This window comes from Pseudomonas baetica, assembly GCF_002813455.1.
GTDB lineage: Bacteria > Pseudomonadota > Gammaproteobacteria > Pseudomonadales > Pseudomonadaceae > Aquipseudomonas > Aquipseudomonas baetica.
In genome coordinates this window covers 512,852-524,781 of record NZ_PHHE01000001.1, presented here as the reverse complement: position 1 = coordinate 524,781, position 11,930 = coordinate 512,852, and the positions used below count along the sequence as shown (strand labels likewise).

7 protein-coding genes are annotated in these 11,930 nt (G+C 58.2%); 1 reads left to right on the top strand and 6 read right to left on the bottom strand.

Annotated features, from left to right (window positions below):
• Positions 1-107: 107 nt before the first annotated feature.
• Positions 108-329, bottom strand: a complete 222-nt coding sequence (locus ATI02_RS32545) for a hypothetical protein (protein ID WP_238156214.1) — start codon at positions 327-329, stop codon at positions 108-110.
• On the opposite strand from ATI02_RS32545, the gene ATI02_RS02310 reads away from it, so the two are divergent.
• Positions 252-1,403, top strand: coding sequence for an ISL3 family transposase (locus ATI02_RS02310; protein ID WP_238156162.1), 1,152 nt, complete (start codon positions 252-254; stop codon positions 1,401-1,403). The genes ATI02_RS32545 and ATI02_RS02310 overlap by 78 nt on opposite strands.
• Positions 1,404-1,453: 50 nt before the next feature.
• Here ATI02_RS02310 and ATI02_RS02305 read toward each other — a convergent pair.
• From ATI02_RS02305 to flgK, 5 genes are all read right to left on the bottom strand, one after another.
• Positions 1,454-2,676, bottom strand: a protein-coding gene (locus ATI02_RS02305) for an IS3 family transposase (RefSeq protein WP_157815122.1) whose coding sequence is annotated in 2 segments (ribosomal slippage) — positions 1,454-2,325 and positions 2,325-2,676 — 1,224 coding nt in all. Because the reading frame shifts where the segments join, the coding sequence is not laid out codon by codon here.
• A 126-nt stretch (positions 2,677-2,802) separates the two neighbouring features.
• Positions 2,803-4,335 carry a calcium-binding protein gene (locus ATI02_RS33060; protein WP_157815121.1) on the bottom strand — a complete coding sequence of 511 codons (1,533 nt, stop codon included), beginning with the start codon at positions 4,333-4,335 and terminating at the stop codon, positions 2,803-2,805.
• 225 nt (positions 4,336-4,560) lie between these two features.
• On the bottom strand, positions 4,561-8,166 hold the full coding sequence (locus ATI02_RS02295; protein ID WP_100845330.1) for a glycosyltransferase: 3,606 nt from the start codon (positions 8,164-8,166) through the stop codon (positions 4,561-4,563).
• 117 nt (positions 8,167-8,283) lie between these two features.
• The gene (locus ATI02_RS02290; protein ID WP_100845329.1) at positions 8,284-9,852 is read right to left on the bottom strand and encodes a flagellar hook-associated protein 3; all 1,569 of its coding nucleotides are present in this window, start codon (positions 9,850-9,852) and stop codon (positions 8,284-8,286) included.
• Between the two features lie 13 nt (positions 9,853-9,865).
• On the bottom strand, positions 9,866-11,911 hold the full coding sequence (gene flgK, locus ATI02_RS02285; protein ID WP_100845328.1) for a flagellar hook-associated protein FlgK: 2,046 nt from the start codon (positions 11,909-11,911) through the stop codon (positions 9,866-9,868).
• Between the last annotated feature and the right edge of the window lie 19 nt (positions 11,912-11,930).

Sequence of the window (11,930 nt, the reverse complement as noted above, 5' to 3'; positions counted from 1 at the left end):
GACCTTTGCTTCCTTTGGGGCGTTTGCCAAAGGAAGTCGACCGTCAGGGCGAAACCGCCAGCCGCCACACCCCAAAAACCGAATATCCCCCCCAAAAAAATGGTTCTTCACGGAATCCCGGGAAACACAGAAACAAGAACGCCGATTTGATTGATGATGTTCGTGCGAGCAAACACATCTAACAAACCGGCGTTCTTATGCACGATATTAATACTTTCCTTCCTTTTTGGGAGGGCTTTTCTGTCGTCACGATCAAGCCTGATGGTGATGCCCTCCAGATCGATCTGACACCCCACGCCACCCGATTCCCTTCCTGTGGTGGGTGCCAAAAACCCTGTTCAACCACGCATGAGTATTGCCAGCGAGTCATTCGTGATTTACCCATTCTCGGTCGCGCAGTACGCCTGAGCGTTTTGCTCCGACGCGTTGGTTGCCGCGACTGTGGCAAACGCATGGAGGCCGTCAGTTGGCTGGATCGCTATGCCCGTATGACACGGCGTCTGGCAGAGGCGGTCATTCAAGCCTGTGAACGCCTTCCCACGTTGCACGTAGCGCAGATGTTTGGGCTGCATTGGGAGACCGTTCGGGTGCTGGAGCGTCGAGCCTTGCAAGCAGCATTGAGCGTTTTGCCAAAGGCGCAACCGCGACGCTTGGTGATGGACGAGTTCGCATTATTCAAAGGTCATCGTTATGCCAGCGTTGTTCTGGACGCGGATACGCGACGGGTGCTGTGGATCGGCGAAGGCCGCAGCCGGGCGGCGGTCAGGCCATTTTTCGAAGAGCTGGGGCCAGAGGGGTGCGCCCGAATCGAAGCGGTGGCAATGGACATGAACACCGCTTTTGATCTGGAGGTTCGTCAGCACTGCCCAAAAGCGCGAGTGGTCTACGATCTTTTCCATGTGGTGGCCAAATATGGCCGAGAGGTGATTGATCGGGTTCGCGTCGACGAAGCCAATCGACTGCGTCACGACAAGCCGGCCCGAAAGGTCATCAAGCAAGCGCGTTGGCTGCTCCTGCGCAACCCGCAGAACCTGAAAACACCGGAGCAACAGGTCCGCTTGGAGGATTTGCTGGCGGCCAACCAAGCGTTGATGACGGTCTACTTGATGAAAGCTGAACTCAAAACGCTCTGGACGCCAAGTACCGCCTGGGGCTGGAGATCAGCCTGGAAGCAATGGCTGCGCCACGCTGATGAAAGCGCGATACCGGCTCTGATCCTGTTCGCCAAACGGCTAAAGGGTTACTGGCGGGGAATCGTCAGCCGGGTTCGCTGGCCGATGCACACGGGGCAGTTGGAAGGCATAAACAATCGAATAAAGGTTATCAAACGGATGGCGTACGGTTACCGGGATAGCGAATTCTTTTTCATGAAAATCAAGAGCGTCTTTCCCGGTAATCCGTGAAGAACCAAAAAAATGTCTAGTCCTGAAATAGGTTTACACCTGTTTCAACCTCAAAACGCCCGATGCACCGCATCGGGCGTTTTGTATTTCAGCGACAGATGAGGCCGCTCGTTGCTATAGATCTGCACCGACTCGTCCACCATCCGGATGGCATCTGCAAAATCTTTGGGCCGATGCAGCATTAACTCGTTTTTCAAAATTCCATTCACACGCTCAGCCAATGCATTTTGGTAGCAGTCGTAGCCATCGGTCATTGAGCAGGTGATGCCGTACTTGGCATGCAGCCGCTGATAAAGCTCGGAGCAGTATTGAACGCCTCTGTCCGAGTGGTGCACCAAGTGTTGTTCCGTTGTCCGCTGCTTCAGGGCTTTGTTGAACGCCTGGATCACCGATTCGGTGTGCAAGCTTTCATGGACATGGTGACCCACGATTTTTCGAGAGTACGCATCGGTGATCAAACTCAGATAAGCCACACCCGTTTGCGTTGGTAAGTAGGTGATGTCCGCAACCCATACTTGCTCTGGTGCCTTGGCGACTACCTGAATCGGCCCATCTTTGAGCAGGTTTGGATGCCGGCGAAAGCGATGATGACTGTCTGTTGTTTTGTGATAGGCCCGCCTGCGAGGAACCAGTTCGCGCCGATCTCGCAAGATATTGAATAAACGGTCTCGACCAACCTTTACGGACATTTCTGGCTCAGTGCGCATTAGATTGTGAAGTTTTCGGGTGCCAAGGCGCGGTTGCCTGAGTCGCTTTTCCCTCACGAATCCCATCACTTCCTGAGCATGACGGGCCCGGGCATCACACGCCCGGTTGCGCTTGTAATAAGCCTGACGGGAAATCCCCATGAATTGGCAAGCCCGACTAATGCTCAGGCCTTGGATCTGCTCTTGGGAGAGGACTTGCCGGATCGCTTTTTTACGACAGAAACACCGAAGTCGTTCTTCAAAACATCAACGACGGCTTCGAAAAACTGAGCTTTCTGGTTGGCTTGGGCAAGCTTTTCTTCAAGCTCTTTGATTCGCTGTTCGGGTGTCAGCGGTTTATCGGGCTTATCCATGGAACGGGGTCTCTTGGAGCGAATGGACGCGCCTTGACTCCAGTCCTGCCGACCATGCCTGCGTAACCAGTTCAGTACGGTCGTTTTACCCTGAATGCCATAACGCTCTTGAGCCTCTTTATAACTCAGCTCACCTTTTTCGACTTGATCGACGACCGACAATTTAAAGGTCAGCGTGTAATCACGCTGACTGCGCCTTTCTCCCGTATTCATTACTCCCTCCTGAGAATGGGTCAGAAGGTGTAAACCTTATTCAGGACGGGACAAAACCCAAAAAAAAGGGATGAGTCCGCCAGCGAACCCACCCCTTTCATTGCCCGATATCAACAGGCCAAGCAATCAGCCAAACAGAGCAAACGCATCACCACTGCCTGGCAACTCAAACGCCTGACCATCCGCCGTCTGAATGTGCTCAATGGTATTGAACCCCGCATACCACCCCGCCAGTTTCACACCGTTGTCCGGCACACCGACGCTGCCGTCATTGGCGTTATGCAGGTAAGCATCATCGCCAATACGCGTGACGTTCAATTGGCTGGCATTGGCAATGGTGTTGAGGATCAGGGTGTCGTTAATGTCCAGCCCCTCGTCCTGAATCGTTACCAGACCGGTGGTGTTCACCACATAGGTGTCATCGCCCTGTCCACCATACGCAGCGCCACCAGCATTCGACTGGCCGGCGAGGTTGAGGATCAGCACATCGTTGCCCTGGTCGCCGAACAGTGTGTAATGGCTGCCCGCGCCCGTGAGTACATCATTGCCCTCTCCACCGCTGACCCAGGTAAACAGACCGTCGCGCGCACCGACGATGACATCGTCACCCGCGCCCCCGAACAACGTGTCCGACTGCCCGGCGGTGTCGAGACCGGACGCCAGACCGCCGTAGATGTAATCGTTGCCATCGCCACCGTGAATCCGGTCGTCGCCCGCCCCACCTTCCAGAAGGTTGTGGTCCGAGTTGCCTTCAAGCACATCGTTGAACTGGCTGCCGCGCAGACCTTCGATATCGATGTAGACATCGTGAAACGCAATCCCACTCTGCACGCCCCAATTCAGCGAAGCACTCAAACCTTCAGTACTGTCGTCGTAGCTGACGATGTCGGTACCGGCACCGCCCTCAAAGTTGTCGGCACCCGCTCCGCCGTACAACACATCATTGCCGGCACCCGAGACGATGGTGTTGTTCTCGTCATTGCCATAACCGACAAAGTCAGCACTGCCGGTATAGGTCAGGTTTTCCACGAACGCACTCAGCCTCAATTCAGAGAGGCTGGTGTACACGTGATCGGTACCGCCCATGAAACCGTCGTCATCCTCGATCGTTACACCCGTGCTGTTGATCACATACACATCGTCACCGCGCCCGCCGGCGACGGTCACGCCACTGGCGTTCACGGTGAAGTGGTCAGCACCGCTGGAGCCGATGACCTTTTCCACATTGAGCAGCGTATCGCCGGTAGCGCTGGCGCCACCGCCAATCACGACGTTGGCCGAATCGAAAGCGTAGCGATAACTCACAGTGTCATAACCGTCGGCGCCATCGATGACCATCGAGCCTTGATGGCGATAAATCACATCATCGAAGCCCGAGCCTTGAATCGCTTCAATGCTGGTGAACGTGTCGCCATAGGCAATGGTCAGCCCGTCATGGTTGGTGAAGTCTTCGACTCGTACGCCCTCAAGGCTGTCGCTGTAGCTGACCGTATCGAAGCCATCGCCACCGACGAACTGGTCGGCACCCGCACCGCCCCACAGCCAGTCGTTGCCAGCACCGCCCTGCAAAACATCATTCCCTTGCAGTCCATAGAGTTGGTCATCGCCATCAGTGCCCACCAGGACATCCGCTTCACCCGTTCCATTTATCACTGCCATTGGCTTCTTCCTTGCGTTGTTGTTGAACCGGATTCGCCCTGCACGGGAGATGTCAGACGACGATGCAATCGCTGACCGGCAGACGAACGAATAGAAAGGTATCGACCACAAAATTCCAAACCTTGAGGCCCAGGTTCGTATTGAGCATGAAGGGAGGGGAATCGCTGCATTCAGCGACAAAAAAGGCGACCCTCTCAGGTCGCCTTTTCAGTGTGGCTTTACAGATCAATCCGCCAGCCAGCCATATTCCCAGTACCGCAGGTTGTCGCCACGCAACACGTAATCGCGCAGTACCACTTCACGTAATTCGTCACCCTGGCGGTAGCTGGCATCCGGGTCGGCCAGGTGCATGCGGATTGCTTGCAGCCACTCGTCCGTGGTGTTGGTCTTGATCCGCGTGCACGGCAAGTAACCGCGATAGGCCTCAGTGTCGGTGCAGATTACCGGGTAGCCGCAAGCGCCGTATTCGAGCAGGCGCAGGTTGCTCTTGCAGTCGTTGAAGACGTGAAATTCCAGTGGCGCCAGGGCCAGGTCCAGGTTGAGACTGGCCAGTTTTGCCGGGTACACGTCCAGGCCGATCACGCCGTGGAACTCATGCATATACGGAAGCAGATCGTCCGGGCACATGCCGAAGAACACCCACTCGACTTCGTTGGCCAGTTCGCGAACCACGTCGGCGATTACCGCCAGATCACCGTGGTGACTGGTGCCGCCGCCCCAGCCGACCCGCGGTTTTTTCGAAGTACGGCGCTGGCTGTGCAGGTTGCCCCACAAGTCCTGGGCCAGCATGTTCGGTACCACACGAATGTCGTGGTGCATGTCCGACAGCACGTTGGCCAGTGGCTGAGTCGACACGACCACGCGATCACACAGACCGATCGCACGCCGCACCATGCGCTCCATGTCCTGCTTGCTCGGCATGTTGCGGATATGTGCATTACGGTGGGGCACGTCGATGACATAGTCATCGAGCTCGAAGATCCGCCGCGCATTGAAGAATTTCTTCAGCGGTGGAATTTCATCGATGGCGTGTTCCGAGTAGCGCCCTTGCAGAACGATCACGTCGGGCGCCTGACGCTCGATATCGATGATCGACGGCAAGCCGTAGCAAATACGTCCTTGCGCCCTGTTGGCCGCTTGCAGTTCGATCATCGGCTGGCTCATGCGGTAATGGCCAATGGCAGAGGCGTTGATCGGCACCACGAGCAGATTAGGCAACTGCGCCTTGGAAAACGCACTCCAGCCGGTGCGCATGCCCGGCTCAAGACTGAAGTTGGTGGCACCGACGCCCTGTAACGTCAGGTTGATGTTGTAGGCCGGGTCACGCGCAATCAGCGGCAGCCAGCGCTGGTGAAACGTGTCTTTTTCCTCGGCGAGCAGCGCTTCCTCATCAGTTGTGGCGGCAATACTTGGCCGTGCACCGACCGCCACCACGGCATGGGGATTGAGCACCACCAGATAACCTTCGCGGCCGATGCGCAGGCAAAGATCGGCGACATTGAGCGCTTGCTTGAACACTTGCTTGAACACTTGCTCATCGAGGCCGCCAACCGCTTCGAACACCGACTTGCGAATGATCAGGCAATCGCCGCCAACGGCACTCAGATCGTGCACGGCCTGCAAGCGGTGCATGTACCCTTCCGACTGCATCGGCTGGCCATAAAACGGCAGGCCGACCGCCCCGTTCAAGCCAAGAATCAGGCCGGCGTGCAGCACAGCGCCGTCCGGGTTGAACAGTTTGGCGCCGACCACCCCGACTTCCGCGCGCTGTGCGTGGTTGAGCAGTTCGTCGAGCCAATCGCCCTCGGTGATCACCGCAAACGCATTGAGCACCAACACGTACTCGCCGCGTGCTTGCGCCACGGCAAAGTTGTGCACGGCTGCCGCATTGCCTTTTTGCGGGTAGCGGGCGACGCGAATCCGCTCGCCGCCCAGTTGCGCCATGCCGTCCAGCCAGGCAAGCGCTTCGGCGCTTTCACTGCCGTTATCGACCAGCAGCAATTCGTATTCGGTGTAGGCGGTTTTTTCCAGCAGTGTCTCGACACAGCGCTGCACTGCGGCCGTCTGGTCCTGAGTGACAATGATCACCGACACCAACGGACGCCGAGCATGGTGATAGTCGACACGATTGAGCAGATCACGGCTGCCGCGACGGATACTGTGATCTATCCCGAGGCGCTGCAAATGCGCTTCAAGCAGCCGTGGACTTTGCGCTACCACGCCAGGCTCGGTGAGCCATTGCGACAGATCGAACTTCGACTCCAGCAGCACTTCGTCGATGTGCCCGACAACCTGCAAGCCGTCACTTTCGACCATACGCCAGAGCACGTCATGGGGCGCCAGTTCAGCAAATGTCGCGGTAAACCCGCCAAGCGCCAGAAACCGTTCGCGCTGGAACGCCAGCGCACGGCCGACGTAGGGGTAGCTGCGCATCAGGTCAAGGTTGAAATCCGGCTTGAACGCAGGCTCTGCCGACTCGCCACTGCGCAAGCTGCCTTCGTCGCTGTAAATGCACGTCAGCGACGAAGAATGCGCAATCCGGTCGGCCATGACCAGCAGCGCCGGCGCCACCAGGCGATCGCCGGGCTGCAACAGATAGAACCAGTCGGCGCCTTCCAGTTGCGGCAGCAACGCGTTGATCTGCTCCAGCCCGTCATCCTGCAATGGCATGCGGAACACCCGCCCATCGAGCTGCGCCTCGGTGCAGGAAACGGACAGCACCAGGATCAGTTCCGGCGGGTAATCCTGAGCATCGAGCGCCTCCAGAGTACGCTGCAAACCATCGCGACTGCCCTGCCCGTCAATGATGATCGGCACGATCCGTGGTTGGTGCGACCAGCCAGCGAGGGTTTCCGGCAACCACTTGCGCTGCGCCTCGGTAAGCACCCGGCATTCGAGCCACTGAGCGTAGAGCTCGCCGAAACTGAAGCTGTCGACACCGACGCCCAATTCCTGACGACTCTGTTTGGAGCCGAGTGTGCGACTCAAGGGCAGTTCTTCCCAAACCCGCGGAGAATCCTCGGCCTTGGTCAATGGCACATAGCGCACCCACCCCTGAGCAGGAGCCGACTCGCCGCTGCGGGCCTTGAGCATTTGCGAAAGCCATTCGCGCTCGATCTCTAACGCATCTTTCATCGGCTGCTGTGCGCTCAACCGTTCCGGGTAGAGTCGCTCGACACTCAATACGTTGTTGGACACCGCCAGATTGCCGCGGCGCAACAGGCAGACATACAAGGCAAAATCCAGGGACGCGACGAAGCAGGCGCCCTCCTCGGTCAATGCCGGCAGTAACTCGACGACGTCGGCACGACGAAACAGCGCATTGCTGAAGCCGCCGAGCACATTGACCGGGAATTTTTCGAAGATGCTCAGGACATCGTCGCCCTTGAGAATGCCGCTGACCGGCGTCAGTGAGGTGTTTTCCAGACGTGCCGGCAGGATGATGTCGTTGGCATCCCAGAGCAGCCGCTGCGCCGTCACCAGACTGACTTCGGCGTGACGCATCTCGTGGGCTTGTTGCTCGATGCAGGCCGAATAAAGCAGATCGTCGTCACAGAGAAACTTGATCAACTCGCCGCGCGCCTGATCCAGACAGGCTTTCAGGTTGCCGACCAACCCCAACGTGCGCGGATTGCGCACATAACGCACGGCAACGCCGGTCTGCTCGGTGACCGCATCAACGATGTCTTTGATTGCGTTGTCACGACTGTCGTCGCACACAATGATTTCAAAATTGCCGTAGCCCTGACTGACGGCGCTGTGCAATGCGCGCTCGAAAAAGCGCGGATTGAAAGCGGGAATGACGAGGCTGACAAGGGGAAGTGAATTCACGGCGGACTCGCAAGCGGTGGGAACCCGCCCGGAACAGCGAGCCCTCTGAATAGCGCAAAAAAAGACATTAAATATTCAAGCGTCGCAGCAAACGGGCGCTGACGCGCCCGATTACCGTCAGATCTTGTTGAACAGCCCCAACTGGCTGATCTTGCTGAACGCCAGTTGCGAAGCCTGCAACATGGTCTGTTGCAAGGTCAGGCGCGTCATCACTTCAGCTGGATCAGAATCGCGGATCGAGCCTTGGGTCGTGGTATTGGCCATGCTCAGGCTCTGGTTGGTGACCGTTTGCATTTCCAGCGACTGACCACGGGCACCGATCGAGGTAACAGCGGTGCCGATCTGATTGGCGGCAGCGTCGATGTTGCCGATGCCGGCCTCCATGGCGCCCTGCAGCTTCTGCTTGGCCACCGGATCACCATCGACCGGCGTGTTCAGCGCAGTGACCATCTGACCCAGAGTGTCGAGGACGTTCTGCGTCTGATGATTGTTGGGCTTGATCGAAAACTGATCACCCGCTACCGGTGCACTGCCCAATGCGAAGGTCACGCCGGCAGCGGTAGCGTTGCTACCTGCGACGGTGCCCGACGATACCGGCTTGCTGTCAGCAGTGACCGGCGCGGCATACAGATCGAACGCCGTGGCGCTGGTGAACTTGAGAACCGCGCCACCCTGCGGGAACGCGTCGGTGTACGCCGACTGGTTGGTGATGCTGGATCCGGTGATCACCGCAGTCGACGCATTGCCCGGGCTACGCGCAGTGGTGAAGGTGTCAGGCGTGGCTGCCAACTGGAAGCTGTGTCCGGCGATGACTGCGTCCGGGTTGGTATCACCTGCTTTGAGGTTGATGTTCAGCTTCATGTCGACGCCACGGAAGCTGACGGTCTGGTTGGCACCGTTGGAGTTGCTGATCAGGCCGTTCTGGCTGGCTTCAGCCGTCACGTCGTTGCCCAGGGCATCAGTGATTTTCAGCTGGGTGCTGCTGACGAAAGCGACGGTGTATGGCTGACCACCGGTGAACTTCGAGTTATAGGTAGCAGCCGTGCCAACAGTACCGTTGGACAGTACGACGCGACCGTCATCCACCGCCGGGGCGGTCATGGTGACGTTGGTGCGGGCGGTATTGATGGTCTGCTGGAAGGCGTCCCAACCGGTGGTGTTGGTGCCGACCGCCAGGCCATCGCCGATGCCCAGGTTGATCGTGGTCTGGTCGCCGTTGTAGCTGAAGGTACCGTCGGTGTTCTGCGAATACGGCGCGGTGTCGGTTTTCGAACCGGAGAACATGTAGTTGCCATCGGCATCCTTGGAGTTCATCAGGCCCAGCACTTGTTGCTGGATCTGCCCCAGTTCCGCAGCGTAAGCCTGGCGGTCCTTGTCGGTGGCGATGCCGTTGTTGGCAGCCAGGGACAGATCCTTGGCGCGCGCCAACGCGGTGGTGATGGCATCCAGCGTGGATTCCTGCACGTTCAACGCACTTTTGGTGCTGTTGATGTTGGTGGTGTACTGATCCAGCATCGCCGCCTGCTGACCCAGTTGCAGCAAGCGACCGGCGCCGACCGGATCGTCGGCCGCGGTGTTGATGCGTTGCAGGCTGCTCGCCTCGCTGGCGGTGGCGATCGCCTTGTTGAAGTTACGCTGATAATCCGAAGCTTGCGTTCCGTAATACTGAGCGGTGGAAATGCGCATGAATTACGACTCCTTAAAGGCTGTTGATCAGCGTGGCGAAAGTTTCCTGCGCAGCTTTGATGATCTGCGAAGACGCTGTGTAGTACTGCTGGTATTTGACCAGGTTGCCGGTCTCTTCATCCAGGTTGACCCCGGACAGCGAGTCACGCGCACCGGCGGCCTGCGTCAGGATCGCCGTGGTGGCTTCGCTGTCGGACTTGCCTTGCGCGGTCTTGGTGCCAACGTTGGTCACCAGTTTGTTGTAGGCGTCAGTCAGGCTGATGCCCTTGCTCGCCGAACCGGTATCTACGGTTTGCTTGGTCTGCAAGCCAACCAGCGCCTGAGCGTTGCGGTTATCCGAAGACGCCGCGCCGGTCAGGTTCATGGTGAAGGTTTCACCGGATTTCGGCGTGCCGCCCACCGTGGTCTGCACGGTGAAGGTTTTCTGCACGTTAGGCGTGACGCTCGTGTCCAGCACCGGGTTGCCGCTGGCATCGACAATGCCCACTTTCAGGTTCAGGGTGTTGGCTTGCCCCGGAACGATGGTGCCGGAGCTGATGGTCCCGCCCTTCGCGTCGACGAACTTGTAAGACTGACTGCCGCCGCTCGGATCGCCAAACACCAGTTTGACCGGTGTCGAATTCTTCAGCGCCGCCTGCATATCGGCCTGGGCAGTCGGGTTGTAGATGTTGATGGTGTCGCTCAGCGTCGGCTGGGTGTAGGTGCCCAGGCCGGCGGCACTGGCGACCCCGGTCAACGGGCCCGCTGCAGCGATTTTCTTCGGATCGGTGAGTACGGTCTGAATGTTCGCCGCTGCGTTACGGGTCGGGGTTACCTTGAAGGTGTCACCCGCACTCAACGCACCGCCATTAAGCGCCAGCGTAAAGCCATCGATCACCGGAGGTGGATTGGTGGTGGTGCTGAATGCGCCCAGGTCGGTGCCGTCGGAGCGCTTGACGGTGTAATCGGTAGCGCTGGTGAACGTGACCTGGTAATCGCTGGTGGTCAGCTTGCCGCTGTCCTTGATGGTCACGTCAAGGTTGCCCGAGCCTGCGCTGTTGCCATCCTTCGCAATGCTGCGCTGGCTGATCAGCGCAGCACTGTTGATGTTGTTGAAAATCGCCGCACCGAAGTCACCGTTCTTGTCGATGCCCTGGGCTTGCTGGCTGTTGATCTGATCGGCGACGACCAGCGCCACACGCCCCAGCTCGTTGAGCGACGGGTCGAGGACTTCATTACGGTAGGTCAGCAGACCACCGATTTCGCCACCGCTCATTGCCGAGGTGATGTCGATGGTGCTCGAACCGCGGTTCATCTGGATGCCCAGGCGCGTTGGATCACCTTTACTCGGTACGGTGCTCAAGGTGTTGGTGCTGTTGCCAATCACCAGCGGCTGACCAGTGCCGATGTACACGTCGAAACTGGTGCCACGCTCAACGACCTGCGCGCCAGTCAGTTCGGACAACTGGCGTACGGCCTCATTACGGCTGTCGAGCAAATCGTTTGGCGCGCCGCCGCTGGTGGAAATCTCACCGATCTTCTGGTTGAGCGCGGCAATCGAGTTGGCCAGTTTGTTCACCTGGGCCGTCATGTCGGTCAGGCTGCCGTTGATCGTGGTGTTCTGATCGTTCAGCTGTTTGGCAATCGAGTTGAAACGGCTGGTCAGTGCCTGCGCGCCGGTCAGTACCGATTGACGAGAGGTGTCATCGGTGGCCGAGGTCGCCACACCTTGCATCGAGGTGAAAAACTTCTGCAGCACACCGGTCAGGCCTGTATTGACGTCGGACAGTGTGCCGTCCAGTGGCTTGGCTTGCGCCAGATACGAGGCCGCTTCGCTGTTGAGCGAGGTCGCCGTGTGCAACTGAGTTTCCAGGTACGAGTTATACACCCGGCGCACATCGGCCAGGGTCGTACCGGTGCCGATGAAAACATTGCCGAACTGCTGCGAGGATTTAGTGCCCTGCACGGTTTGCTGGCGTGAATAACCGGCGGTGTCGACGTTGGCGATGTTGTTACCCGTCGTAGCCAAAGAGGACTGGCTAGCCGACAGCCCCGACATCCCGATATTGAGCAAACTCATGGTTCAGACCTTATACCTT